General features: G+C 45.2%; 21 protein-coding genes and 5 pseudogenes. 7 read left to right on the top strand and 19 right to left on the bottom strand.

Annotated elements, in window-relative coordinates; translation table 11 throughout:
- Positions 1-52 precede the first annotated feature (52 nt).
- Positions 53-989: pseudogene (locus MAE_RS00375) on the top strand (IS110-like element ISMae40 family transposase).
- Between the two features lie 237 nt (positions 990-1,226).
- Here MAE_RS00375 and MAE_RS34585 read toward each other — a convergent pair.
- A complete protein-coding gene (locus MAE_RS34585; protein ID WP_012263839.1) occupies positions 1,227-3,803 on the bottom strand; it encodes an Ig-like domain-containing protein in 2,577 nt (858 codons plus the stop codon).
- 240 nt (positions 3,804-4,043) lie between these two features.
- Here MAE_RS34585 and MAE_RS33055 point away from each other — a divergent pair, with 240 nt between their 5' ends.
- Positions 4,044-4,235 (top strand): hypothetical protein, encoded by a 192-nt coding sequence (locus tag MAE_RS33055; protein ID WP_041803585.1) that lies wholly within the window; start codon positions 4,044-4,046, stop codon positions 4,233-4,235.
- Between the two features lie 281 nt (positions 4,236-4,516).
- Here the strand turns inward: MAE_RS33055 and MAE_RS00355 are convergent, their stop codons facing one another.
- Both MAE_RS00355 and der read right to left on the bottom strand, forming a co-directional pair.
- A complete protein-coding gene (locus MAE_RS00355) occupies positions 4,517-5,392 on the bottom strand; it encodes an energy-coupling factor transporter transmembrane component T family protein (RefSeq protein ID WP_012263837.1) in 876 nt (291 codons plus the stop codon).
- Positions 5,393-5,395: 3 nt separating this feature from the next.
- Entirely contained in the window at positions 5,396-6,754 is a 1,359-nt protein-coding gene (gene der, locus MAE_RS00350; protein ID WP_002761352.1) for a ribosome biogenesis GTPase Der, read from the bottom strand.
- A gap of 152 nt (positions 6,755-6,906) precedes the next feature.
- Between der and MAE_RS00345 the strand changes: the two genes are divergently transcribed.
- Positions 6,907-7,128 carry a helix-turn-helix domain-containing protein gene (locus MAE_RS00345; protein ID WP_012263836.1) on the top strand — a complete coding sequence of 74 codons (222 nt, stop codon included), beginning with the start codon at positions 6,907-6,909 and terminating at the stop codon, positions 7,126-7,128.
- A 184-nt stretch (positions 7,129-7,312) separates the two neighbouring features.
- Here MAE_RS00345 and MAE_RS28090 read toward each other — a convergent pair.
- Positions 7,313-8,535, bottom strand: a protein-coding gene (locus MAE_RS28090) for an ISAzo13-like element ISMae28 family transposase (RefSeq protein ID WP_148204717.1) whose coding sequence is annotated in 2 segments (ribosomal slippage) — positions 7,313-8,055 and positions 8,055-8,535 — 1,224 coding nt in all. Because the reading frame shifts where the segments join, the coding sequence is not laid out codon by codon here.
- 198 nt (positions 8,536-8,733) lie between these two features.
- Between MAE_RS28090 and MAE_RS00330 the strand changes: the two genes are divergently transcribed.
- Both MAE_RS00330 and MAE_RS00325 read left to right on the top strand, forming a co-directional pair.
- On the top strand, positions 8,734-8,976 hold the full coding sequence (locus MAE_RS00330; RefSeq protein ID WP_002797484.1) for a hypothetical protein: 243 nt from the start codon (positions 8,734-8,736) through the stop codon (positions 8,974-8,976).
- A 433-nt stretch (positions 8,977-9,409) separates the two neighbouring features.
- Positions 9,410-9,901, top strand: a complete 492-nt coding sequence (locus tag MAE_RS00325) for a hypothetical protein (RefSeq protein ID WP_041803581.1) — start codon at positions 9,410-9,412, stop codon at positions 9,899-9,901.
- On the opposite strand, the gene MAE_RS00320 is transcribed toward MAE_RS00325, so the two are convergent.
- The 6 genes and pseudogenes from MAE_RS00320 to MAE_RS00295 form a co-directional block, all read right to left on the bottom strand.
- Positions 9,876-10,661, bottom strand: a complete 786-nt coding sequence (locus tag MAE_RS00320; RefSeq protein ID WP_012263833.1) for a DNA cytosine methyltransferase — start codon at positions 10,659-10,661, stop codon at positions 9,876-9,878. The genes MAE_RS00325 and MAE_RS00320 overlap by 26 nt on opposite strands.
- 49 nt (positions 10,662-10,710) lie before the next feature.
- Positions 10,711-11,899 (bottom strand): annotated as a pseudogene (locus tag MAE_RS00315) (RNA-guided endonuclease InsQ/TnpB family protein).
- A 346-nt stretch (positions 11,900-12,245) separates the two neighbouring features.
- Positions 12,246-12,446 (bottom strand): photosystem II assembly protein Psb35, encoded by a 201-nt coding sequence (gene psb35, locus MAE_RS00310; RefSeq protein WP_002761344.1) that lies wholly within the window; start codon positions 12,444-12,446, stop codon positions 12,246-12,248.
- A 59-nt stretch (positions 12,447-12,505) separates the two neighbouring features.
- The gene (locus tag MAE_RS00305; RefSeq protein WP_041803579.1) at positions 12,506-12,913 is read right to left on the bottom strand and encodes a gamma-glutamylcyclotransferase family protein; all 408 of its coding nucleotides are present in this window, start codon (positions 12,911-12,913) and stop codon (positions 12,506-12,508) included.
- Complete coding sequence (locus MAE_RS00300) at positions 12,910-13,935, bottom strand: aldo/keto reductase (protein ID WP_008205609.1); 1,026 nt, start codon at positions 13,933-13,935, stop codon at positions 12,910-12,912. Before MAE_RS00300 ends, MAE_RS00305 begins: the two co-directional genes overlap by 4 nt.
- A gap of 290 nt (positions 13,936-14,225) precedes the next feature.
- Positions 14,226-16,321 (bottom strand): annotated as a pseudogene (locus tag MAE_RS00295) (S8 family peptidase).
- A gap of 67 nt (positions 16,322-16,388) precedes the next feature.
- Here MAE_RS00295 and MAE_RS00290 point away from each other — a divergent pair.
- The gene (locus tag MAE_RS00290) at positions 16,389-17,180 is read left to right on the top strand and encodes a Uma2 family endonuclease (RefSeq protein ID WP_041803577.1); all 792 of its coding nucleotides are present in this window, start codon (positions 16,389-16,391) and stop codon (positions 17,178-17,180) included.
- Positions 17,181-17,251: 71 nt separating this feature from the next.
- On the opposite strand, the gene MAE_RS27875 is transcribed toward MAE_RS00290, so the two are convergent.
- The 9 genes and pseudogenes from MAE_RS27875 to MAE_RS34575 form a co-directional block, all read right to left on the bottom strand.
- Positions 17,252-17,407: an anacyclamide/piricyclamide family prenylated cyclic peptide gene (locus tag MAE_RS27875; RefSeq protein WP_002797475.1), complete on the bottom strand. Its 156-nt coding sequence runs from the start codon at positions 17,405-17,407 to the stop codon at positions 17,252-17,254.
- Between the two features lie 144 nt (positions 17,408-17,551).
- Positions 17,552-18,511, bottom strand: coding sequence for a cyanobactin biosynthesis PatC/TenC/TruC family protein (locus MAE_RS00285; protein ID WP_012263827.1), 960 nt, complete (start codon positions 18,509-18,511; stop codon positions 17,552-17,554).
- A gap of 123 nt (positions 18,512-18,634) precedes the next feature.
- Complete coding sequence (locus tag MAE_RS00280) at positions 18,635-18,892, bottom strand: cyanobactin biosynthesis system PatB/AcyB/McaB family protein (protein WP_002753002.1); 258 nt, start codon at positions 18,890-18,892, stop codon at positions 18,635-18,637.
- An 80-nt stretch (positions 18,893-18,972) separates the two neighbouring features.
- Positions 18,973-20,058: pseudogene (locus MAE_RS00275) on the bottom strand (PatA/PatG family cyanobactin maturation protease); the annotation flags it as partial.
- Positions 20,059-20,075: 17 nt separating this feature from the next.
- Positions 20,076-21,311: an IS701 family transposase gene (locus MAE_RS00270; RefSeq protein WP_080506913.1), complete on the bottom strand. Its 1,236-nt coding sequence runs from the start codon at positions 21,309-21,311 to the stop codon at positions 20,076-20,078.
- An 886-nt stretch (positions 21,312-22,197) separates the two neighbouring features.
- On the bottom strand, positions 22,198-22,347 hold the full coding sequence (locus MAE_RS33050) for a hypothetical protein (protein WP_012263821.1): 150 nt from the start codon (positions 22,345-22,347) through the stop codon (positions 22,198-22,200).
- 72 nt (positions 22,348-22,419) lie between these two features.
- Positions 22,420-23,289, bottom strand: a pseudogene (locus tag MAE_RS00265) (S8 family serine peptidase); the annotation flags it as partial.
- A gap of 184 nt (positions 23,290-23,473) precedes the next feature.
- On the bottom strand, positions 23,474-23,617 hold the full coding sequence (locus MAE_RS34580) for a hypothetical protein (RefSeq protein ID WP_231859621.1): 144 nt from the start codon (positions 23,615-23,617) through the stop codon (positions 23,474-23,476).
- 103 nt (positions 23,618-23,720) lie between these two features.
- The gene (locus MAE_RS34575) at positions 23,721-23,909 is read right to left on the bottom strand and encodes a hypothetical protein (protein ID WP_012263819.1); all 189 of its coding nucleotides are present in this window, start codon (positions 23,907-23,909) and stop codon (positions 23,721-23,723) included.
- Positions 23,910-23,992: 83 nt separating this feature from the next.
- On the opposite strand from MAE_RS34575, the gene MAE_RS00255 reads away from it, so the two are divergent.
- On the top strand, positions 23,993-25,480 hold the full coding sequence (locus MAE_RS00255) for an NF041680 family putative transposase (RefSeq protein WP_012263818.1): 1,488 nt from the start codon (positions 23,993-23,995) through the stop codon (positions 25,478-25,480).
- Positions 25,481-25,710: the final 230 nt, after the last annotated feature.

Genomic DNA, 25,710 nt, shown 5'->3' with positions numbered 1-25,710 from the left:
TCGCAAGGACGAGTTACCAAAGGGACAAAATAACTTAACCCCAGCATAAACGATGACAGAAGAAAAAACATGGGTAGGGATCGATGTCAGTAAAGAGGTTCTAGATATCTACGTGTTGCCGCAAGGTCTGACCTTGCAACAACCCAACAGCGACGTTGGCGTTCAATCGCTGATTGAACAATTACATCCTCTCTCACCGAGTTTGGTGGTGGTGGAATCGACGGGTGGATTAGAGCGCGCACTCGTATCGGGCTTACAAGCCGCCACAATACCGGTAGCGATCGCCAACCCCCGCAAGGTCAAAGGGTTTGCGACGGCATTGGGGAAAGCAAAAACGGACAAATTGGACGCACAGGTAATCGCTCAATTCGCACGAGCCGTGCAACCCCAACCCCAACCCGTGGTTGCCCCCCAAGCCCAACAATTGAGCGACCTAGTACGACGACGACAGCAGTTGGTGGAGATGCAGGTGGCGGAGAAAAACCGCCTCAGTCGTGCGTCTGAGACGGTGCAACTAGATATCAAAGCCCATATTGAGGAAATCCAACAGCGTATTGAAAGCCTCAACGAGCAGATTCAGTCCCTCGCCCAACAGCAAGCCGATTGGCAACGCAAAAATGAAATCTTACAATCCGTTAAAGGGATCGGCAAAGTTTCATCTGCCCTATGTTTGGCGGAATTACCCGAGATGGGAACACTCTGGCGAAAAACAGATTGCCCGGCTGGTCGGGGTCGCTCCTATCAACCACGATAGTGGCCAGCACAAGGGTAAACGCATGATTTCGGGGGGACGCACCTCGGTTCGCTGTGGCTTGTACATGGCCACATTGGTAGCCATTCGTCATAACCCGGTGATTCGGAAGTTCTACGAACGGTTGTTGACCAATGGCAAGTTGAAAAAGGTGGCCTTAGTTGCCTGTATGAGGAAATTGCTGGTTATCCTCAATGCCATGATTCGTGATAATAAATGCTGGCAAGCACCCGCTTAGTCCAGTTTTCCGAACAATTTCATCGCTGACAAAACGGATGACTGGTGCCGTTACTTTGTCTTGCCTATTTGGGGTACAAAAGATTTTCTTTATTCCCCTTGACTTTTAAGACAATCGCTACGGACTGGCTCAAAACCAGAGCCGGTAAGCAGGTGCAGAGCAGAAGAAGTTAAGAACATTCCCCGCAATAATGGCCAGCAGGGGCCGGAGAAATAAGGCGGGGAATGCCTGCTTGGGCTAGAGGTTCTGGAACAGTACGTTGGTGTTGGAGAGGGTGGGAGAGCCGGTCAACGTGACGATCGCCAACGGACTGAAGGTTGATCCCGCGGAACCATCGGCATCGTAGGAGAGTACCCCACCGCTGTAGGTGAGGTAACCGCCGGCAATTGCACCGGTGTAGGTTGTGGTTCCCAAAGCCCCGCTACCCAAGGACGTGAAGGCGCTGGCACCGGTTATATCGAACACGATGGTGTCGTTGAAACCGGTGATCACATCCTGCTGGTCGTAGATGCTCAGAAACCGGAAGGTGTCGCCGCCGCCACCGGTGAGGGAATCGTTGCCGAACCCGCCGACGATGGTGTCAATACCATTACTACCATTGATGGTATCATTGCCGGATCCGCCGTAGATCAGATCAAAGCCGCCGAGTCCGATGATGTTGTCGTTGCCGGTGCCGCCGCTGATAATGTCGGCGCCAGTGCCGCCGTTGATGGTGTCGTTGCCGTCGCCGCCATTGATGGTGTCGTTGCCGTCGAGGCCGCTAAGGTTGTCGTCACCGGTTGATCCGGTGATGGAATCCGCGCCAATTGTACCTGAGCCAATCACACTGCCGCCTCCAGACGGCCCATCATTCGGGTCAGGACCGCCGCCCACGGTCATGGCGATGTTGGCCGAATTGGCAGCACCCTGGTTGCCAGGGGTATCGAAATAGTCGTTGGACACCGCCACTGTTCCCGTTGGCGACTGGAAGTTGGTGGCGATGAAGGTGGCGGTGTAGCTGCTGCCGCTGCCGGTGAAGTTGCTCAGCACCCCGTTGGTCAGGGTCACATCGCTGGCGGCGAAACCGCTTACGGCTTCGCTGAACTGGAAGGTGATCGTAGTGCTAAAGTTCTGGCCAGTGAGCGGTGAGTTGTCGAAGGTGATGCCCACGGTCGGATTAAGCGTGTCAATCGTCACCGTATCCGTACCCGCTCCACCATTGTTACCTGCCACGTCGCTGTAGCTATCGGCTGCCACGGACACCGAGCCGGTGGTTTCCACAGCATCGTCGGCCGTGAAGGTGGCCTGGTAGCTGTTGCCATCCACTTGGGTGAAGTCGCTCAGGGTTCCACCGCTGACGCTCACATCACTGTTGTCAAAACCGGCGACATCTTCGCTGAACTCAAAGCTGACCAGAGAATTGTTATCGCCATCGTTCAAGGAAGCATCAACAATATCGACTGCAAGGGTCGGATTTTTGGTATCAATCGTCACCGTGTCCGTACCCGCTCCGCCATCGTTGCCCGCCACGTCGCTGTAGCTGGCCGCTGCCACGGACACCGAGCCGGTGGTTTCCACAGCATCGTCGGCCGTGAAGATGGCCGTATAGCTGTTGCCATCCACTTGGGTGAAGTCGCTCAGGGTTCCACCGCTGACGCTCACATCACTGTTGTCAAAACCGGCGACATCTTCGCTGAACTCAAAGCTGACCAGAGAATTGTTATCGCCATCGTTCAAGGAAGCATCAACAATATCGACTGCAAGGGTCGGATTTTTGGTATCAATCGTCACCGTGTCCGTACCCGCTCCGCCATCGTTGCCCGCCACGTCGCTGTAGCTGGCCGCTGCCACGGACACCGAGCCGGTGGTTTCCACAGCATCGTCGGCCGTGAAGGTGGCCTGGTAGCTGTTGCCATCCACTTGGGTGAAGTCGCTCAGGGTTCCACCGCTGACGCTCACATCACTGTTGTCAAAACCGGCGACATCTTCGCTGAACTCAAAGCTGACCAGAGAATTGTTATCGCCATCGTTCAAGGAAGCATCAACAATATCGACTGCAAGGGTCGGATTTTTGGTATCAATCGTCACCGTGTCCGTACCCGCTCCGCCCTGGTTGCCTGCCACGTCGCTGTAGCTGGCCGCTGCCACGGACACCGAGCCGGTGGTTTCCACAGCATCGTCGGCCGTGAAGGTGGCCTGGTAGCTGTTGCCATCCACCTGGGTGAAGTTGCTCAGTGTTCCGCCGCTGACGCTCACATCACCGACCGTGAAGCCGCTGACGGTTTCGCTGAACTGGAAGGTGACGAGAGAATTGTTATCGCCATCGTTCAAGGAAGCATCAACGATATTGACTGTCACTGTAGGTGGAGTTGTATCGTAGGGAACGAAAACATATTGTCCATCTACCGCCTTGATACCGTCGGTGCCGTTGACGCTTGTGGCTCTGACACCAAGAGTCGTAACACCCCCCGCCAAGAGCGCTTCGATCTCTACCCCTTGATCCTTGCTGTAGCTGTAAGTATAGGTATTACCCGCAGTAAGAAGACTGCTGCCATTATGCTCCGTTCCCGTTAACCCCGTATCGGAAATCTTGTCGTATCCATCCCAGACGATACCAGTCCCATTCATATTGAGACTGTTGTCAGCCTTGGAAAGAACTATATTGCCATCCGCGTTGCTATCGCCATTCGACCACCAGAATGCGTTGAGGTCCATTGACCCCTTCTTCATATCAACAGTCCATTGATTTGTGACTGTGTTGTAAGAAGCGGTGAACCAGAGAGCCTGGGTGGTGTCGCCGTATTCCCAGATGTAAGTGCCTTCCTGCAATGTCATAATAAAAATTCCCAATCAACAATTCTATACATACGGCAGATTCAGGCTCAGTCTGGTACATCTTCTAAGTGGAAAGGCTTATCCAATAAGGAGTTATCGGTACAAAACGGACAGAAGAATCGCCGTATGCAAATGGTAACAGATTATGTAGCGTATGTAACCATTTAGTGTGGCAAGCAGCCAGTGGCATTGATTCTGTGGAAGGAGTCTCCTGGGGCAGCACAGAGGGATAATTAGGGTTTGCGGCAAAAAGCTTTTCCTGGGGGCAGGGTGTGGGGTGTGGGGTGTGGGGTGTGGGGTTTTATCGATTTTCAGGTGGTCAACTACCTAATTTTCAGGGAAAAAGTCCCTGAATTTCCCCCCGATCCCCGCAATGGCTGGCACTTTTTGAGGGGAAAAAAGTCCAAAAGTCTTATCCAACAAAGTTTTTAGATTTATTCAGCAGACCCTAATTACTACTCCTCCCGGAGGCGCGAAGGGTTCCTCGGTTATAAATTCCACAACATTGCCGTCAACATCCGCACCCTGAAGGGGTGACAACGCAGTTAAAGTCTAGGCTGGGTGTAGGGTGTGGGGAGTTTTTTGCTGTGAACAGTAAACAGTAATCAGTAAACAGTAATCAGTAATCAGTGCAAAGACAGTAGGAAACTTCTATTTAATACTGCACACTTAAAACTCAAATCTGATAACTGATAACTGATAACTGATAACTGCTATAAACCCCCCCAAACTAATCGGGCTGCCCAAAAGGGAATTAACAAAAATAAAGCGATCAAATCAGCCCATCTTAACTGTAATTGGTGCCAGCGTACTTGATGCTGATTGGGACTGGTAAAACCGCGAACCTCCATAGCGATCGCTATTTGTTCGGCGCGCAAAAGCAAATTATCTAGGAATTTTTCCACTACTGTTAACCAGACGTTTAAACTCTTTTTAATCCCTAATTTTTGCCAATCGATCGCCCTAGTTCTCACTGCCCTAGCTAGATTTTGCACTTCTTCTAAAACCAGGGGAATAAAGCGCAAAGAGAGGGTCAGAGTCAGAGAAATTTCCGTCACCGGCACATTAAATCGCCGTAAAGGACTCATTAAATTCTCTAAACCTTCGGTAATTTCTTCCGGGGCCGTCGTCAATAAAAAGAGATTAGTGCTATAAATTAAAGTAAAAACTAAGGTACTAATTCTCACTGCTAATTCCAAAGAACGTCGGGTAACAAATAAACGACCTCTATCCCATAAAACATACTGATAATCACTTGCTGGCGGTAAATTCAGCCCTTCATCCGGTAAACGCGGCTGAATACTCACCGCTAAACCATCGGGAGTGATAGCAGTAATCAGAAAGACGATAATCGCTAAAAATATCAGCCAGCCCATCTGTTGCCGCCAGACGCGGGGGGGAATAGGAGCTAACAGGGTTAAAAACATTAACAATCCCACCAAAGCTAAACGCCACCAAGGATTAGCTAATAAAGGTGCTGCTAAAAAAGCCATTAACCAGATAAATTTTACCCGGGCATCTAGTTGATGTAGTCGGGTAATCGGTTGATCGAGATAAAGACCGATGGGCAAACTTCGCAATAAATCCATAAATTAGACCTTGGTGGCTCTATTAACCGTTTTTTCCACTTCTCGCGCCGGTTTGCCGCGCCAGATTAAGCGGATCGGGGTTCCTTTAAAGCCTAACTGTTGCCGGAATTGCCCTTCGATGTAACGGCGATAGTTATCATTAAAGCGCTGGGGATCGTTAACGAAAAGGGCGATCGTGGGGGGTTGACTCGATACTTGCGTGCCATAGTATAGTTTCCCCTGTTTTCCGCCCCTGGTGGTGGGGGGATTGTGCCACTTCACCGCCTCTTCGATCACATCGTTGATTACCGAGGTACTGACGCGACGACGGTGAGATTCGGCGGCAATATCGACTAATTCGAGGATTTTGGTGACTCTTTGCCCCGTCATGGCGCTGACAAAGATCATTTCTGCCCAATCCATAAAATACAGCCGATCTTGGAGCATTTTGGTGTAAGTATTGATGGTGTAGGTGTCTTTCTCCACCGCATCCCATTTATTGACCACTAGCACCACCGCGCGCCCTTCTTCAATAATTCGTCCCGCCAATTTTAAATCCTGTTCGGTGACACCATCTAGCACATCGATGACGAATAGTACCACGTCAGACCGGCGAATGGCCTTAAAAGCACGGTTAATACTGAAAAATTCGGCTCCATAGTCCACATTCTTCTTACGGCGAATGCCAGCGGTGTCAATTAACCGATAAACCTGTCCTTCTCGTTCAATTAAAGTATCGATCGAGTCTCTGGTGGTTCCCGAAATCGGACTAACGATCGCCCGTTGTTGTCCGGTTAAAGCATTGAGGAGACTGGATTTACCCACGTTAGGACGACCGATAATTGCCACTTTAATCTCTTCATTTTCGGGAATTTCCGCCGCAGGTGGCAAATATTTAATCACCGCATCGAGTAGTTCGCCTGTACCAGAGCCGTGAATGGCCGAGATGGGGAAGGGTTCACCGATGGCTAATTCCCAGAATTCCGTCGCTTGCAGGATACCCTGTTCCACCGATTCACATTTATTGACGGCCAAAAGTATCGGGACATTTTGCTGTCGTAACCAAGCGGCAATTTCTCGATCGCCGGCGGTAATTCCCCCTTGCCCATCGACGACAAAAATCGCCACACTTGCCTCTGCTAGGGCGATTAAAGCCTGTTCGCGGATTAAAGGGAGAAATTCGCTGTCATCGTTAAAAACTAGCCCCCCTGTATCGACAATTTGAAAATCTCGATCGCACCAGAAAGCTGGTTGATAGGTGCGATCTCTGGTAATCCCGGGTTGATCGAAAACGATCGCCTGTTGATCTCCAGCGATACGATTGACGAGGGTGGATTTGCCCACATTGGGACGACCGATAATAGCGACGACAGGCAGTTTCATAAGAGGAGGAGGGGACGGAAATTAAAGACCCAATATTCTATCATAGCGATTTGCGATCGACCTTGGTTGATTTATCTGTTTCTGTTCGGCACTGAGACATTGAATACTTTAGTCTGTAGAACTTTGGTATACAAAAGACTAGAATTCAGGTTATGCAATCTGGTCAACTAGAGCAAATTTTAGGACGAGAGCTACAGCGTTATCGCCAAGAAAAAGGGTGGTCGCAAGAGTATTTGGCGGAAGTAACAGGTCTGCATAGAACTTACATCAGTCAACTAGAGCGAGGATTAAAAAGTCCATCGGTGAGAGTGCTTAGTCATATTACTAATGCTTTAGGGGACTTCCAGAGAATAAAATACCCAACAAAAAAATAGAAAAGTGTTTTTTTGAAAAAGTAATTATTTTTGTCTAGGAAAACAAAGAGTCTCCCATTACAACCTATTTTTCCGAAAAAATAGGCAGCACAAACTCTTATACTTCCGAGCTTTTTCGAGTATAACAAGGACAAGTTAAAGAATCAAAGACAGTTTTTAGCTAACCATCTTAGTTAACTACAAACTAGGTCTTATCATAATAGATATCAATAAACCATTGTCCCAAATCGGGAAAGTCTTGATTCGTTGATTCTGTGAGACGTTCGATTTTTTCTTCGATTTTTTCCATGGCTTTTTTAGTAAGCTTTACTCCTTTTTCATAAGTTTCAGTAATCAACTTAACAATCGGGTGTTTTCCTTTCCAAGTCATAGTTTGGGCGAATTTCAAAGCCGTTTCGATTTCATCTAAAATACTCCCATTCCAAGGGTTTTCTAACACAGCCCAGGTTCGTTCAATAGGATTATATTTACTATGGTAAGGGGGATAGTAAGCTAAACGTATATTAACTTGATATTTTTGGGAAAACTCAACTATACGTTTCATGAACTGAGTTCGTCTCCAATTATTTTCTGGTCCATTATCTTGATTAATTATCAAAGTTTTAATTTTCTCAAAACGAGATTTTTCCGACTCCCAGAAATCTTCTAATATATCAACAATAAAGTCACTGGTGACTGTGGAGGCAGTGAAATACAAAAACAACTCATCAAATTCTGGAATAAATATTCCGTAAGGGGTTAGGGTTGTTTTCGGATTAAAATCATGATCGTTTGTTTCGACAGTTATTCTATTCTTACCTCCTCGATCAAATAGTCCAATATTAACACGGGCTTTGGCATCCAAACTAAGACGTAACATCGTAGGGTCTTCATCCGCTTCCCGATTAATGTTAGCTAATTCCTCAAAGATTGCCTCGGTTTCTGGAATTTTTTTTGAGGTAAAACTTTAGCGACTCTTTTCAGACGATAACCTAAGTTATTTAATTTAACCCGAATAGTTTCCTCGCTCGGTAAATCCTCATCACTGTACCCATATTTAGAGATTAATTGCTTTCGGACTTCGGCCGCACTCAGTCTCACATAAAGCCTTTGGCTTTTAAAACTTGGGTCAGTTTGGCTTTGAGAATCCACTAAACTTTTGATGTTTTCCAATAGAAAAGGTAAATGTTCTTCTGCTTTTTTCCGCCCCTTAGCTGAATGATTATCAACACAAATAATACCTCTTTTTAGTTCTTTAATTCCTTTACGAATAGTAGTTCGATTCCAGCCTAACTCCTGTGCAGCAAGGGTTTGTCCCCCATAGCCTAATTCTAAGACTGTTTGGGCCATGAATCTTCTTTTAGCTGCACCTTTTAATTGAAGTGCAGTTTCACTGAGCAATTTCTTGAGGGAATCAGTTAATTCCATATACACTTACAAAGAAAAACTTGATTAATAATGTACAGGATTAATTCTACTACAAAATTGGAAGGAGGAGGCAACCATCGACCCCTACCTCCTACACTCCGAGAATGATTATTATTCTTGAGCATGAATAGTTTATTTTTTGGAAGTCCCTAGGTCTGAGGATGAGTGAATTTTTGTATTCCGTAGAGGAATCCCTAAGTGTTAACGAACGACGAGACTAAAAGACTAAAGCAGGCCATTCTAGCCGCAATTGCCTCACCATTGATTGGCTCGATCGAGGATTATAGCTGGGAAGCAATTTTTCATTATATCAAGAATATTCCTTTATCCGATCCTGCCCTAGGCAGAAGCAAACTACTCTACGATGCAGTGGACAGTAAAACTGCCAGTGGTTGGTCGCTAAAATCTCTACAACTGAATAGTTTAACTAGGGCTGGCTGAATAAATCTAAAAACCTTGTTGGATAAGGCTTTTAGACTTTTTTTCCCTCAAAAAGTGCCTACCATTGGAGTGATCGGGGGGAAAATTCCTAGACTTTTTCCCTGAAAATTAGGTAGGGCTGGCTGAATAAATCTAAAAACCTTGCTGGATAAGACTTTTAGACTTTTTTGAAATCCAAAAGTACCAGATATGGGAGTGATCAGGGGGAAATTCAGGGACTTTTTCCCTGAAAATTAGGTAATTGACCCCCTCAAAATCGGTAAAACCCCACACCCCACACCCTACACCCTGCCCCTAGGAAAAACTTTTTCAGCAGACCCCAGGTAACTGACTACCTCAAAATCGGTAAAACCCTACACCCCACACCCCACACCCCACACCCTGCCCCCACGAAAAACTTTTTCAGCAGACCCTAACTACAGATAATACCTTTTTGTTCGTAATTCAACGAGCAGATATTATCAAAAAAGCCATTCAACTTGGGGTTCCCTCTTTGAATCTGCAATCTTCCCCCGCACAACTGGGAACCGCTATTATTCAACACTGGAACGAGAAGATTCGCTCCAGTCAAACTGCTCAAAATGTCATCAACAGCTATGAGGGAATATTGCTAAAAAACCGAGAGGGCAATGAATATGTTTACTGTGAATACCCCCTTAATCCTCTTGATCCTAATGTTTTTTCTTGGGCATGGGCAATAGATAAAAAAACTGGGGGAGTAGGGGCAGGTTTACAGGGAAGCATCGCTGGCAAAACTCAGTTAGTTTGGTACAAAAATCAGAAACAGTTGTTTAGAAGCAGAACAATCCCCGCTGCCGCTATTCGTCTGAGAATTGAGAGAACTCGTCTGACAATAGATCGATATGTGGAGACAATTTTTGCAGCGCTACAAACCCAAACTAATACTCAAGATTTTGTCCCATAGAGTCTGCTACCACTTTGCCTAACAGTGGTGGCACAGATTCTCCAATTTGAGAGGCCATATCAGTATAAGTCCCTAAAAAGTGAAAATGATCGGGATAAGAATGTAATCTTGCTGCTTCACGAATTGTGATTGTCCGATTCTGGGTCGGATGAAAAAATCTGCCAGAACCGGGATGAAAAAACCACCTTGTAATTGTTCTTGCTGGTTTATCCCAAGAAAGTCGACCATAGGCCCCGCTATAGTGTTTTTTCGGTGCTAATTCAGCAGGTAAATCTCTCGCATCTTGTCCTTCCGCCAGAATTTGCACTCTTGACATTTGAATTGGTGTTAAAGCACGGGCAATATGATTAACAATTTTTTGACTTTGCTCACGCATCTTCTGTTGATATATGGTCTCGGGTTCCCTAGTATAAATTTCGTGATCATAAGCTTGTCCTGCTTCTAAAGTAGGTAAATCACTAATGGCATCTTTAACAGTAGTAACTGGGGCAATATTTGGTTCTAGTAAAGTAAGCTGTGTCCAAGATTTTACAGCTTTATAATCACTTCTGATATCACCAGAATGAGTTGCTTGGGGAAGGGATGGTAAACGCTCTAGACTAGCTAAAAAAAAGGCTCTTGAGCGAGTTTGTGGCACTCCATAATAAGCGGCGTTTAGGGAAGTAGTAACTACTTGATAACCCCAAGATTCTAAATGTGCTACAATTTCATCTCTGATGATACCGCCATAAGCTTTCAAAATTTCAGGAACATTTTCCATGACTACTTGACATCCTCGCCGCCGTAAAACGGACGGCGATTCCCAAACCTCACGATTTGGGTTTCTGCTTCTTTCCCGAAGGATTTTTCGCACCTGCCTTAACAGATTTACTCTGTTCTGGTCTTATGGTCGCTCTACAGACTGACACCGCAAGCCCTGCGGCCAAAATATTTTTACTGGCGTTAATATCTCGGTCATGGTGCGTCCCACAGTCTGGACAATCCCATTCTCGAACATTTAACGGCATTTTCAAGGGCAATATACCCGCAATTACTACACCTTTTAGAGCTAGGAAACCATCTATCTATTTCGATGTAGTTTCTCCCATACCAACGGCATTTATAGGCTAATTGTCGAGTGATTTCTCCCCAGCTTACATCAGATATTGCCTGAGATAATTTCGGGTTTTTGACCATATTCTTGACGGCTAAATTCTCAACCACAATCGTTTGGTTTTCACGAACTAATTGAGTGGTTAGCTTGTGTAAATGGTCTTTTCTACTATCGGTGATTTGAGCGTGAATCTTGGCTACTTTGATTCTTGCTTTTTCCCGATTTTTTGACCCTTTCTGTTTTCTAGAAAGGCTTTTTTGGGCCTTTCGCAGTCTCTGATAATGCTTGTTAAAATGCTTAGGATTAGATACTTTATCGCCATCGCTGGTAATCACGAGGCTACTAATTCCTAAGTCAATTCCGATGGCTTTATCTGTTACTGGTAATGGCTTAATCGTTGGGTCATCAAATCTAATTGAAATATGCCAACGTCCAGATGGATGTAATCTGACTGTTACTGTGCTTGGTTCACAGCTTTCTGGTATTTGTCTTGACCATCGAATAGGTAAAGGTTCTGTGCATTTAGCTAAATAGACTTGTCTGTCTTTAAATTTAAAAGCAGATTTGGTAAATTCGGCACTTCCTCCCTGATGTTTTTTCTTAAAGTTAGGATACTTAGTACGACCAGCAAAGAAATTAGTGAAAGCTGTTTGTAGGTGTCTTAACCCTTGTTGTAAAGGTACACAGCTTACTTCGTTTAAAAAGTCTAATTCTTCTTGTTTTTTCCAATCGGTCAACATTGAAGAAGTTTGAGCGTAGCCTACTCTTTCTTGCTTTTCGTACCATGCTTGTGTTCTGACATGGAGAGCTTTGTTGTAAACTAATCTTACACAGCCCAATGTGCGCCGCAATAGCGACTCTTGTTCGGGTGTGGGGTAAAATCGGTAAGAATAGGCTTTTTCCATGTCTCATATTTTAGCATATATTTCGTAAATGTGCTAATATTTAACAGCAAAGCCGCCGTAAAACGGCGGGGTTTCAGACCCAAATTTTCGATGATAGCGACGACAGGCAGTTTCATAAGAGGAGGAGGGGACGGAAATTAAAGACCCAATATTCTATCATAGCGATTTGCGATCGACCTTGGTTGATTTATCTGTTTCTGTTCGGCAGGAAGGGCGGAAATGCCTGAAATAACCGCCTAGTCAGGTCTTTAGTCCCTTGTCCGCAGCCAAGGGTCAATCCCAACCAACCTGATTGCTGAGAAGGGAGAAAAAGCTGACGGCTAAAATAACTGATCACTGCCTTTTTCTAGGATTGAGAATCAGAATCCACCTCTGTCTTCACTTCGGGGACAATATCGGGTCTTTGGGCATCTTCCCAACCGACCGGGCGTTTAGAATTGTACCAAGCGATCGAACCGATGGTGACAGCAGCGAGAAAACCGACCACATAAACTGCCACAAAATAAACGGGGAATTTGCCACTGGCCACTTCTAGGAGTAGATACATAATTTTTTCACGATTAAGCTTTTAATTTGTATATCTTAACAGAATCGGCCCCCTCATCCCTATTCTCGATCGCTACTGGTCCACCAACCGGAAGGCAGCCAAATACCGCCATGAAAAGCTATTTTTGCCGGTGTCATCATATATCCCCAAGCTTCGCCGATTAATTCTCGCTCTAGATTATAAATAGGAATTCTGCGACGCTGATACTCGTTTTCTTCTGCATCTCTGCCGGGTTGATAATCTTCCAAACCATCCAAAAGCCCCAGATCATAATCTGCGTTAAAAGTCAATAAAATTCCTTTCACCCAGCCCTCGCCCTCGGTCAGTCCGGGATAACCGAGGGCGGTAAGATGGTATAAATGCCCCCTTGTGTAGACGGTTTTAGAGTTGATCACTTTTCCTGCACAGTAGGCAGAATAGTTACTTTCCTTGGGTTTCAGGGTTCCATAAACAAAGACTTCCATCATCGATCCAATTGTGCTGCTACTCCTCCTAATAGGATATCGCAAACAAATTGACTGGCTAAAAGTTCGTGGGGAAAACCGAGGGAAATGGCACTGATATTATCGAGTCGTTGCAGCTGTTCCCCAGTCAGGTTAAAGTCCACACAGGCTAAATTATCCTGCAATTGGGACAATTTTCGAGCGCCAATGATGGGAATTACGGAGTTAGGGCGATTTCTGAGCCAATTTAACGCCACCTGTGCCGGTGATTTGCCGATTTCTCTGGCAATCTCTAGGGCGGTCTCGGCAATTTTCAGATCGCGATCGAGAATTTGAAAAGGTTGGTCGGTCATGCTTAAACGACCATCGACGGGGTTGGGTTGATTATATTTTCCCGTTAAAACTCCTCCTCCCAGGGGACTCCAAGCTGTCACCCCGATATTTAATGCTTTGGCCATGGGCAATAATTCCCGTTCGGGGGTGCGTTCCTTGAGAGAATATTCTATTTGTAGTCCGATAAAGGGTGTCCATCCCCGTAGGGTGGCCAGGGTGTTCCCTTGAGAGACAATCCAAGCAGGACTGTCAGAAATGCCAATATAAAGGACTTTTCCCATCCTGACCAAATCATCGAAAGCGCGCATCACTTCCTCGATAGGAGTGAGAGAGTCCCAAATATGAAGCCAGAGTAAATCGATGTAATCAGTGCCTAAACGCTTTAAACTAGCTTCTACCGCTTGAAAGAGGTTTTTTCGATGATTTCCGCAAGCATTGACATCGCCGGGGCGCGTGTTGAGAGAATATTTCGTGGCGATTACCCATTTTTCTCGATCGCCCTTGACAAATTCCCCCACTAATGTTTCACTGGTTCCGTTTGTGTAGATATTGGCCGTATCGAGAAAATTGCCCCCCGCTTCCGCAAAAGCCTGAAAAACCGCCCGACTTTCCTCTTTATCCGACCCCCAACCCCAATCTTGCCCGAATGTCATCGTTCCTAGACATAGTTCGGAAACTCGCAGACCACTATTACCTAAAAGTTTGTAACGCATAATTAACTAAAATTTTGAATAAGAAGTTAATTATAATTGAATTTGAGCGACATTTTTGCTAAGTACATTTGGTACAATTTTGACAAGTTAACCCTGGCCTTATTGGTTAATCAATTTTGCTTAGGTACTTAAGTAGGTAGGTGTTAAAAGTTGTCAGACACCCCCCTTATCAAGGGGGGCAGGGGGGATCCCCCCGCCTATCGGCACCCCCCTTATTAAGGGGGGCAGGGGGGATCAGAGGCAAAATCTATCTTCAATTTAATTATAACTACTTACTTAGCAGACTCAGGCTATTTAGAAACAGCCCAAGAACGCACTTCACCTAAAGTTACAGGGGTGCGATCGCTGACATCAATGGTAAAGCGAAAAACTCGTTTGGCCCGCAGACCATTTTCGGGATCGAAGAATTTTAATTTCACATCCCAGCATTCACTACCATAGCGACAAAAAGGGCTTTTTTCCACTTCAATGCTGTGTAGTTCCATTCCCAGCGCTACTGCTTGGGAGAAGGTTTGTACAGCTTGAAAAGCGTTAGTAGCTGCAAAATTTAAAGCGCGATCCCGGGCGATTTGTCCGACATTGCGTAAGTCATAATAAATGCGATTCAAGAAACTGGTCAGAGAACGCCGCATCCTCGCTTCATCGGCGATTTCATGTTCTGCGCTAACAGTTTCTAGCGCTGATTCAATCAAAGTATTAACTTTCCAGCCATACATTCCCCTGGGACTATTAACCTTGATGACGGGAACAATTTGACCAGAAAAAAGTTTCACAGTTTCCTCGGTCAGCATACCGGGGATACTCACCCTTTCCACATAATCTTCGTCAGATTCTGGTAATATTTGACCCGCTAACATATATTGGATGACTTGATAAATGTCGGCGGCAAAAGCTCCCACTGGTTTAATCGCATATATGGGAGTTAGTTCTAAATTGACTGTCCAAATTAAAGACTTAGTTTCTGATAGATTACTTTCTAAATAATCTACCATTTGCCGCGCATCGTAGGGATTGGATGGTAATTCAAGATTATCGATCGTGATGCTTGGCATTAATTGTTTAAAGGTGTCCCGACGCGCTTCTGTTCCGAAGTCATAACCTAAAGTTCCTAACACATAAACGAGGTTTGAACGTTGACTAGGAACGACACTATTAAAGACAATATTTTTATTTGTTTGATTATTTTGTATTAATCCAGTTGAGGAAACATTTTCTGAAGCATTGCTAGGAGCGATCGCCAGTTCTATTGTCGCTGCTGTTGGGGGGGTTATAGTTATTCCCTGAGTCGCCATCTCGGTTGTATTAGATGGGATAACCGAGGTTGTCACTGTCATCGGAATTACCGCCGATTCTATGATATTATTCGACAAATTGTTATCCGCTTCAACAGTTTGTAATTTCTCTCCCGTCAGCAGTTCATAAGCACCCGCAATATTAATTTTTCCTAATAAACAGCGTTCTGGTTCTTCTACTTCATTAGGATCGCAGGGGATGGCACTATTAATCAAGGCGGCCCTTACTGCTTCAGCATCAGGAGATAAACCCTGTTCTAATTGTAAACTCATCAATAAAGCGGCTGTTCCTGTCACAATGGGAGCGGCGCAGCTAGTCCCTTTTTTGCGAATGGGGTCATCAGTTGCGGGTTGAGCGCCTAAAATATTCTCTCCTGGAGCGAGAATCCCTTGAGTTGCATATTTACCACCAAAATTACTAAATTTAAATGGCTCGCCTGTATCTTTCATCGCTCCCACCGCCAGGACATTTTCTAATACCGCAGGAACACACCAACACTCTCCCTTATCATTACCTCCGGGGGCAATCACCAGGATATTATTAGCTTGAGCTTGACGAATTGCTTTATCAATAAATTCGTGAGCTATCCGCTTTGAGTTGGATGACAAGCGGCACAATGGATAATATTAACTCCCTGTTCAATAGCGGTACTAATTGCGCGAGAAAGATTGAGGGGATTAATAAAATCTTCGTTGCTATAGGCGATGGGAATATTAATTACAGTAGCGTTAGGAGCAATCCCTTCTACAGGTGAATCTGGCTGGCCGCAAATGGTGCTGATAATATGGTTAGCATGGAAGCGCAAATGCAAACTCTGGAGGATGTTTTCATCGGGAATCGCTTCTTTCAACATATCACCTTTTTCTTCATCACTTTTGGCACTTTTTTCTACATCTAAAAAGGCTTGTAAGTGTTGCGGATCGATGGGAAATTCTTGCGACCAATAGGGATCAAGGCGGGTAATATTTGCTCCTTGAAAGCAGGCGCAATCTAAGTCAATCGGTCCATCAAGAACGGCGATTTTGATGCGTGGATCGCCTTTTGTCTGGGAGCGAAGAGCGGTCATTCCGGGGATAGCATTGAGATCAGGCATAGTTTTTGCAGGTTTTCAAGAACAGTTATAGAATAAAAGCTAGATAACAAAAATAGGGGAATTAAAGATGAGTTCAATGACCCCAACGGCACAACCCTCAACCACAATTCAGGACCCTTCTGCAACGGTTTATTGCGATTCCCCTTTACCCGATCACACCCAACTCCCCGATAAAGATGGAAGTTTTGTGAAAAACTATCAAGAGCCTCCCCAGGCAGACCTTTTAACGGATACGATCACGCCCATTTTGGACAAATTACATCCTGACGGTAATTACTGTCTGGGTCGAGATTGTGGGATTTATTGGCGATTGCCAGAGTATCCAGAATCCCTAGAAAAGGGTGCTGTTGCTCCCGATTGGTTTTATGTTCCCCATGTCCCCACAACGATTGAGGGTCAAGTCCGGCGTTCCTTCGTGATGTGGAAAGAAACCATTGAACCAGTCATTGCCTTAGAATTTGTCTCGGGCAATGGTGAAGAAGAACGGGATAAAACGCCTGTTAAGGGTAAATTTTGGATCTATGAGCGAGCGATTCAAATTCCTTTTTATGGGATTTATGAAGTTAACAAGGCCCAGATCGAGATGTACCAGTTAGTTAATGGTCGTTACCAAAAAATGACTCCTAATCAGCGCGGTCATTATCCCATTGTTCCTTTAAAGGTAGAGTTAGGAATTTGGCAGGGAGAATACCAAAATCAATTCTTTCCCTGGCTTCGCTGGTGGGATGGGGAAGGTAACTTGTTGTTAACTTCCCAGGAATCTACTGAACGGGAACGACAACGAGCCGAACAGGAACGACAACGAGCCGATCGCCTAGCGGAACAGTTAAGGGCCTTGGGGATAGAACCTGAAGATTAATGGTTTTGTCAGGTAGGCAAGCGCGAACAATTCATGTAAAAAAAGACTGCCTACCTGCCAGGAAGAACAAATTACACTGCGTCGTCACCCGCAAAGGGATAACATTGCTTGGTGGCTAAATCACAGAAGGTAGCAGGGGTAATCACATTACCATCACTAGGAACGGTACTGATATTGTCTCGTTGAACCGGGGCGGTAATGCGAGGGGTCAGTTTTGGGGTTTTCATCGTAAGTTACTCCAAAGGTAGTTGTCGATAACACTAAAAGCTTTACACGATCTTTGTCAAGAGTTTTCTGTTAACTATTGTCAACTTTAAACAATTTGTTTGCGGGAAAAATAGACAAAGTTTTGCAGGAAAAATGGACAAAGTTTAAGACCAGATTCGACCCCGACGAAACGGCGGATCATTGGGATTCGCCTTGCGGTCTTTGAACATGGTTTTCCAGCGTCCGTAATCTTCTAAACCAGTGGCGGGAATGTATTTAGTTTTAGGTTCAGTTGTTTCTGGTTGGTCAGTCTTGGGTTTTTCTGGGGTGGGTTGAGTAACATTCGCAGCAGCGGCTGCTGATTCTGTAGAATCTTTGGATTTAGACATAGTTTGATGCTCTCCATGAGTTTGTTGTAATACAGGTTGTGGATCGCCGTCAGTTGCTAAAGCAGTTGTTGGCGTATCGTTGTTCTGCGGTTCGGTTAAGGGGATTTGAGGAAGAGATTGACTCCCACAAATGATTTGTTCGAGAACCGTGGCAAAATCCCTGAGAGAACCTTCAGCGGTGAAAGATTGACCCCCAGTTTCTTGGGCGACGCGAGCATATTCAGCTTCAATCGTGTGACGATAGCGACTTTTAGATTGACCACAATAGGTATGAATGATCACTTGCGCCGTTTTAGCTCCTTGAATCGCCTGGTTAGCGGCTTCAATATCCTTGGCAAGGGTTTTGTCCCCGCCTGCATCTAAGGCTTCATCTCCTAGATAAAAAATCGCCCTTTTCGCCCCAGTCCGCCAATCAAAATGAGTGGCAAGATCTTGCATCACCCGCGCCGCATCTTCCTGGGCTCCCCCTGATGGGAGTTCACCTTTTTTTCGGCTTTTTAAGGCTGATTCGGGAATGGCACAGGTTTTGCTTAGATAGTCTCGAACTGTGCGCTCAAATTGGGTGTTTTTCCAGGTTCCTTCGATCCCCAGCCAGATCACTCGCAGGTCTGAGGGACAGTGAGAACGGGCGTTGGCGATCGCCGTTTCCGCCGCCTGACTCAATCCTTCGGCCTCCGCTTTAACGGAGACACTGGTATCAATCACAATGACTAAATCAACAGGAATTGCCGTCATAAAATGGGAGTGATAGGTGAGTAGGTGAATCTAGGTTTTCAGTGTTGCTCATGCTGTCATTATTTGTTACGGCAGATTGCCTTTTAATGACAGATTAATAAAGACTATATTTTCTACCCTTGACTAATAACGAAAACCGCCAAAAGAGGACATTTTCAGATAGCCATAGTGAGGGTATTGAAACTGAGCCGGATCATTGTAGTTAGCTCCATGAACCAACTTCACCAGGATAGATACCAAGTCTTCGCCATCTCCATGAACAATATCGACGCATTCATGGGGATGAATAAAATGGGGTCGTTTGACGGGAGCAGATTGTTTGGGAAGTCTCACGGTTGTTTTGGGGTAAATAATGGGGGTAGGGGCGAAGCATTCGGGCATAACCTATCGCTGAAACCTTAGATTTCCTATCCGAATGCTTCGCCTGTACTTGAAGTCAGAAGTCAGCGCAGGGGAAAGGACTAATAAGGAGAAGACCAGGAACGAACTTCGCCCAAGGTGACAGGAATTAAATCACTGACATCAATGGTAAAACGGAAGACTTTACGAGCGCGGCGGCTATTTTCCGGGTCGAAGAATTTTAACTGTACGTCCCAACAATCGCTATCCAGCCGACAGAAAGGACTCTTAGAAACATTAATACTATCGAGTTCCATCCCCGCACCCACAGCCTCAGAAAAAGTTTGCGCTGCTTGGAAAGCGTTAGTCGCAGCAAAATTGAGGGCGCGGTCTTGGGAAGTTTGCCCTAAATTGCGTAAATCGTAGTAGATGCGGTTGAGGAAACTACTCAAAGTGCGGCGCATTTGGCTTTCTTGGGCTTCTGTTTGTTCTGCACCAACAGCTTCGATTGCCGCACTGACTAAAGTATTAACGTGCCAACCATAAATTCCCCGGGGGCTATCCGGTTCAATGACGGGAACAACTTGTCCTGAGAACAGGCGTACTGTTCGTCCAGTAATCCGTCCAGGAATACTAACACGCTGGATATATTCGGGGCTGTCTTCTGCTTGCACTTGTCCCGAAAGAAGTTCCTGTAAAGCCGCATAAACTTCGCGGGAAAAAGAGCCAAGGGGTTCAATGGCGTAAATTGGCGTAAGTTCCAGGTTCAGGGTCCAAATTAAGGATTTAGCTTCCGAGAGGTTGTCAGCCAGGTAATCCACCATCTGACGGGCATCGTAGGGATTAGAGGGAACTTCAATACCACCAATTACCGCTGTCGGCATCAGTTGTTTAAATGTGTCCCGACGGGCTTCGGAGCCGAAGTCATAGCCCAAGCTGCCAATGGCATAGACGATTCCGCCAGCAGGTTCAGCAGCTTGGCTAGGGGTAACAGATTTATTAGTGGTTTCGGGCATAGATACTCCTTGAGAGGTGATGACAGGATTGGGAATTTGGGCGACGGGAATTACCGGTGCGCTAGTTGCGGCACTCAGTTCGAGTTTTTGGCGTTCAGCCTCAGGGGTTTCGGGCGTACCACCGCAGCCACAGCCTGATGCTTCTACTGTTGCTTGGGTTTCCACAGATTCGGACATGGTTTCTCCTGTTATTGGGACTTAAACAAATTTCAAGCCCAAACAAAGCCTAAACTGGCTTTGTAAGCGGCAAACACATCCCGATTCTCGGTCAGCCACTCAAAGAAACGGAAAGACATCGCTGTCCGAAAAGCTTCCAAGGCTTCCACAAAAGTGTTTAAAGGTCGATTCGCCCACTGCCTTTGCAATCCCCCAGTTAACTTATGCCACAGGATAAATGTATAGGCACAAAACACCAGGATAAAATGACGAAGTAAGCTTCGTTTATCCCTGACTTGATATTCCCTTAACCCTAACCATCCTTTGGCTTCTCGGTAGAATACTTCCACCCAATTTCTTTCGGTGTAAGTCCTCACTATCCACGAAGCTGTTACTGTATCTGCCTCAACTACATTGGTGATGAAATAGTCCACCTCTGTGGCTTTTTCCATTGAACTTGCATTCATGACGATCGCCAAGTTCCTTTCTCCTTCTAGTTGAGATATTTTCGCTCTGAATACCGCTACCCAAACCGTTTTTTCTTTATCTAGATTTAGGGTGATTTTCTCCCAATCCTTTTCTGATAGGCTTTTTGCTAGTTGCTCAAGCTGGATTGTTTCTTCCACACCCCCTTCTTTTTCAATAATTACTTTTCGATTTTTTGCCAATCCTCCTAAGTATTTTAGCTTTCTTTCTTCCAGGGCTTTGAGAAAATTTGTGTTGTTGCCATAACCAGCATCTATTAAGACGATTTTCGGTCGATAGCCTCTGGTTAAGCTCCGGTCAATTAAATCTATCGCTATCTCTGGTTTCTTCTTAAATTCTTTGTCTTCTTTCCCCTCGGCTAAGGAACTAGCCGGTTGATAAATTTCAATGTCTAGGGGGACACTTTTTTTGCCGTCGTAGAGATGGGTAGTGACGGCGACTATTCCGTTGTCTGTCTTGCCAATTTCTCCTAGGTACTGCCTGCCAACTCCGGCGGTCAGATTGCCACTTTTTCGATGTCCTGAGTCATCGACAATCAGGGAAAATCCTCGGGGGATTTGCGTCTGGCGGCATTGGTTCATCACTTGCAACCGACATTCATTCACCTGACGGTCTGACCAGGGAGATTCGGTCAAAAAGTGATGTAATCGGTTATAAACTACTCCGACGGCATTATTGGCCATTTGAGTGAGGTTTTTCCTCTCACTTTCCCCTAATAATCCTCCTAAATAGGGCTGGCTGAATAAATCTAAAAACCTTGTTGGATAAGACTTTTGGACTTTTTTCCCCTCAAAAAGTACCAGATATGGGAGTGATCAGGGGTAAATTCAGGGACTTTTTCCCTGAAAATTAGGTAATTGACCCCCTCAAAATCGGTCAAACCCCACACCCGTTACAGTAGAGCAGGAAGTCGCCTTCCCACCCCCTGCTTCAAAACCGGACTTACGACTTTCGCCGTATCCGGCTCCTGAGTAACTAGGCTACTGTCATTAGTAGAATAATAATGGGAATTATTATTTCCTTGTCTATTCAACCCTCTTGGCTGTATCCCCACCAGACAAGATTGTTGGTTTTAGGGCGTATATGACCGTTGATTGTTGCTTAGACTTCCTAGTTACCCGTCCTTTGTCAGCATATCTTTGATATTACTCAAAGCCTTGGCTTTTAAGGACATCCTCTCCCTCTATTGACTTGCGGATGGTTTCCTACTGCCCCGAACGGGCAGAGTCAATCAGGGTTACTTCGTTCCCTATAACCATTGGTTGAACCCTTAGGATGATACTGTCCACAACAGAGTAACGGGAATGCCTTACTGATAGTGGTATGAGCTATCAGCCCCAACTCTGTTAACTTTTGTTTCGAGCCTGTCAGCCTTTTGGCTCGTGGGTGTTGACGATGGTTAATTCGTATCTTCGCCCCAGGGCTATCCATAGGTTCTGGCTCAACGGGTTTCTGATTTAGGCTATCAGATACCGCTTTTTTTTCCTCGCTCACTACCTCAGATGTACCAAGTCTAAAGCAGCAGGAAATGCCGTCACTCTAGGCATCTAGAGGACAGGACTAAGGTTATTACTAACCCGCACCTGTAGGGTTATAAAGTTATCAAGGTACTACATTTACCAAGCGGCTAATCCTCTAAACGTCTTACTGTCTAGTTTCTAGCCAACGAATCGCACCACACCCCACACCCTACACCCTGCCCCTAGGAAAAACTTTTTCAGCAGACCCTAAATATTGTCTGAAGCCGTTTTTTTGCGCTTCGTTTTTGAAGCAATTGTCAAACCGCCGACACCATCGGTCAAAGCATGGGGGCATCGCGGCTGGGGTTGTCTCTTTCATCGCTGATCTTTCAACGTAAAGTGCTTACTCTTTAACGATTATACTCGATTTGATCTTTATTTGGCGTTTAAGTCCCATTAGTTGTTTAATTGCCCCAGAAATGTTCAATACTCCGGCTAAACATTTTGGTTCATTTTCGCTGTCTGCATATTGGCAGGGGAGGGCGCTTTTTAGTATTGCCTCCCGGACTGCGTGAGGATTGGGGGTTTCTCCCCGCTGCACCTGCAAGCTGAGTAATAAGGCGGCTACTCCGGCCACAATGGGCGCGGCGAAGCTGGTCCCACTCAGTTGCACAGTCCCGCCTCCGGGTTTTGCCCCTAAGATGTTTTCTCCAGGGGCAAGGATGCCTTGGCTTTGGTAGGTTTCCCCCCAATTACTAAAGTCGAGGGGATGGCCTCTAGCATCAACAGCACCCACCGCGAGGACGGCGGGAAGGGCTGCTGGAACTTGGAGGCATTCACAGCCATCATTGCCAGCAGCAGCAACGAGAAGAATATTTCTCTCGTTACACATCTCGACGGCACGAATTAGCCAGTCTTCGGCTTCTCCCATATCAGTGAGGGTCCCGCCGCTAATATTAATCACTTTTGCCCCTTTTTCGGCGGCTTGTTCAATCGCCCTCGCTAAATCGAGTTGGGAGAGTTTACGGTTATCGTCGGAGAAGACGGGTACGAGTAGGCCTCGACACTGGGGGGCAATACCTTGGATGTCGCTATTGGGTTGTGCGAAGATGAGGCTGGCAATATGGGTTCCGTGGGTGGACATTTGCCCGGCGGTGGCTTGATGCTGGACGAGGGTGGGTAAACGGGTTAGGTCTGCCCCGTTGAAGCAGGGATGGTCGGTATCAACTACACCATCGAGAATGGCGACGGTTATTTCTGATGCGCCTTTCGTTTGTTTTTGTAGTTCTTTTAATCCGGGAATAGTTAAGCCGTTCATCATTTTTAATTCTTGGGTTAACCGATAAAATTAAGAATTAAATACATCAAAAACCTTTAAGTTTAATTCTTTGAATCCAGGAGATTTTTTGGACTTTGGACAAAAAAAATTAAATTTGCGTAAATATTACGCAAATTTAATTTGCGTTTAATTTTGCCTAGTCAGTCTCACATCAAAGAGGAAAGGGTTACTCCTCTTTTAATCCCTCGTTATAATAAGAAGGGTCAGGCTCCGTTTCCCCTCCAAAACAAACATCCAAGTAACTTTCATGGAGAGAATTAATAACTCTCTCTAATTCGTCAATAAGACTTCTTCGAGCTACTTTTTCCACCGCCTCAAGATGAGCTTCGCTTCCAGCTTTACCTAAATATAAATATTTACTTTTTTTGTTACTATCAGTTGCTGTTGGAAAAAGCGGTTCGTTGCTTTGTAGTTTATAATACCAGTAAATTTTTTGATGAAAGCTTAGTTTGATAACGAATCACATGACAAGGGGGCGGAGCGACTTCTCCTTCTGCTTCGATTTTCTGGATTTTTTGCTTCAACTTACGAATAGTAGCCTTGATTTGTTTGGCTCTAAGTCCAGCTTCTTGGTTCGTCTTCAAGAAATTATATTTGAGCATCAGCTTACAGATTGGGGGCTTCTTATATTATAAGAATATTTGCGTATATTTCACGCAGATTAATTTCTCATATATTTTTTCCGATGAAAAGTCAAGAAATTTGTCCTGATGTCGAAGAACTTTTGAAGTGGAGAAGGCAACTCTATAACGCCCTTGGTTCGAGACGCGAGACGGTCATGGAATTGCTGGATTCCCTCTCGTCGAATCGACAAGCTTCAACAGTTGCCGAATTATCTTTGAACCCTTTATTTCGTCGAGATTATAACAGTTTATATAAAGGGATTCAAGAGTTTTTACCAAGTCCAACAAATGACAATTATCAAAAAGCATTTGATAGCTTATTATCAGTCGTTTCGGCTACTATTCCTCCCCCCGTTTCTAGACAATTCTATTTATTTGGAGTAGATGTAACTCCTTGTCCAAGACCTTATTCGGCGACTCTAGAAGACAAAAAGTATATCTATCAACCCAATACTATCAAAGGCAATAAACCCATCAATATTGGTCATGCTTATTCAGTAATTGCTGCTCTGCCAGAACGAAGTGAAACGGGAAACGTGCCTTGGGCAATTCCCCTGTCAGGACAACGAGTATCTTCAGGAGAAAAAGACATTTCTGTGGCCAGTAACCAAGTCAAAAAAATCCTGAACCATTCCTCAGTTCCCTGGAAAGATAAATTATCAGTTTTAGTCGCTGATAGTCTCTATAGTCAGCGAGGTTTTCTTGGAGAACAAGTCAAGCAAAATAATTTAGTTACCCTCACACGAGGGAGAAGTAATCGGGTCTTTTATCGGCAATTTATTCCTGAAGATTATTCTCCCAAACAACCGGGTCATCCCCGTTGGTATGGGGATAAATTTGACCTCAAAGATGAGACAACTTGGCTCGAACCAGATGAAATCATTCAATCAACTTTTACGACTAAAAGGGGACGTGAACTTAATCTCAAAATCTCTGGTTGGAAACAAATGCTAATGAGGGGAACATCCGACTATGAAATGCACTCTCATCCCTTTACCTTACTACAAATTATTGTCAGTGATGAAACTGGTAAAGCCGTCTGGAAACCGATGTGGCTTATCCTTATTGGTTCTCGTCGTTATGAGTTAAGTCTTCAAGAATGTTATGAGGCTTATGGACAACGTTATGATCTGGAACATCTTTTTCGATTTGGTCAACAAAAATTGTTGCTGAATGCCTATTATACCCCTGAAGTTAATCATGAGGAAAATTGGGTTCAACTCACCCTATTAGCTGCTGTAAATTTATGGGCAACTAGGAAATTAGCTCTGGTTTTACCCCGTCCTTGGGAGCAGTATTTGAAAAAAAGTGAATCGGTAGAAATTACACCCAGCTTGGTTCAAAGAGACTTTTACAGAATAATTTCGGAGATTGGCACTTTGGTCAAATCTCCCAAACGCCGAGGTTATTCGGCTGGACGAATTAAAGGTTATAAAAAAGTGCCACGAACCCGCCATCAAGTTATCAAAAAACAGACAAAAACCCACATTCCGCACCCTCAACTGTCACATAAGCTGTCCCCCGCCAGAGACTTGAGTAAAAATACTTAGCTGGTGAAGGTTTTCTCGGTGGCCGCTAGGGGGGCTTTGAGACCCTAATTATGAAAAAATAGTGGGACTTAGACACTTTTCGAGCCATAAAAGCACTGAAAAACCCTCTGAATAAGGGAAAGAGGTAAATAAGAAAAAAATGACTGAAACCCTCAAGAAGACTAGATTGAGTGTTGTTTGAACTTAAGTCATCTCTCTGTATGGGTTTGAAGCTATTTTTGTCTTAGGTT

The sequence above is a fragment of the Microcystis aeruginosa NIES-843 genome (genome assembly GCF_000010625.1).
GTDB classification, from domain to species: Bacteria; Cyanobacteriota; Cyanobacteriia; order Cyanobacteriales; family Microcystaceae; genus Microcystis; species Microcystis aeruginosa.
This window is presented reverse-complemented; position numbering and strand designations above follow the sequence as displayed.

Coding starts and splice junctions, on each gene's coding strand:
- MAE_RS34585 (WP_012263839.1), bottom strand. CDS start 3,803: ATGACATTGCAGGAAGGCACTTACATCTGGGAATACGGCGACACCACC.
- MAE_RS00355 (WP_012263837.1), bottom strand. CDS start 5,392: ATGGATTTATTGCGAAGTTTGCCCATCGGTCTTTATCTCGATCAACCG.
- der (WP_002761352.1), bottom strand. CDS start 6,754: ATGAAACTGCCTGTCGTCGCTATTATCGGTCGTCCCAATGTGGGCAAA.
- MAE_RS00345 (WP_012263836.1), top strand. CDS start 6,907: ATGCAATCTGGTCAACTAGAGCAAATTTTAGGACGAGAGCTACAGCGT.
- MAE_RS00320 (WP_012263833.1), bottom strand. CDS start 10,661: ATGGAAAATGTTCCTGAAATTTTGAAAGCTTATGGCGGTATCATCAGA.
- psb35 (WP_002761344.1), bottom strand. CDS start 12,446: ATGTATCTACTCCTAGAAGTGGCCAGTGGCAAATTCCCCGTTTATTTT.
- MAE_RS00305 (WP_041803579.1), bottom strand. CDS start 12,913: ATGATGGAAGTCTTTGTTTATGGAACCCTGAAACCCAAGGAAAGTAAC.
- MAE_RS00300 (WP_008205609.1), bottom strand. CDS start 13,935: ATGCGTTACAAACTTTTAGGTAATAGTGGTCTGCGAGTTTCCGAACTA.
- MAE_RS00290 (WP_041803577.1), top strand. CDS start 16,389: ATGAGTTCAATGACCCCAACGGCACAACCCTCAACCACAATTCAGGAC.
- MAE_RS27875 (WP_002797475.1), bottom strand. CDS start 17,407: ATGAAAACCCCAAAACTGACCCCTCGCATTACCGCCCCGGTTCAACGA.
- MAE_RS00285 (WP_012263827.1), bottom strand. CDS start 18,511: ATGACGGCAATTCCTGTTGATTTAGTCATTGTGATTGATACCAGTGTC.
- MAE_RS00280 (WP_002753002.1), bottom strand. CDS start 18,892: ATGCCCGAATGCTTCGCCCCTACCCCCATTATTTACCCCAAAACAACC.
- MAE_RS33050 (WP_012263821.1), bottom strand. CDS start 22,347: ATGAAAGAGACAACCCCAGCCGCGATGCCCCCATGCTTTGACCGATGG.
- MAE_RS34575 (WP_012263819.1), bottom strand. CDS start 23,909: ATGCTCAAATATAATTTCTTGAAGACGAACCAAGAAGCTGGACTTAGA.
- MAE_RS00255 (WP_012263818.1), top strand. CDS start 23,993: ATGAAAAGTCAAGAAATTTGTCCTGATGTCGAAGAACTTTTGAAGTGG.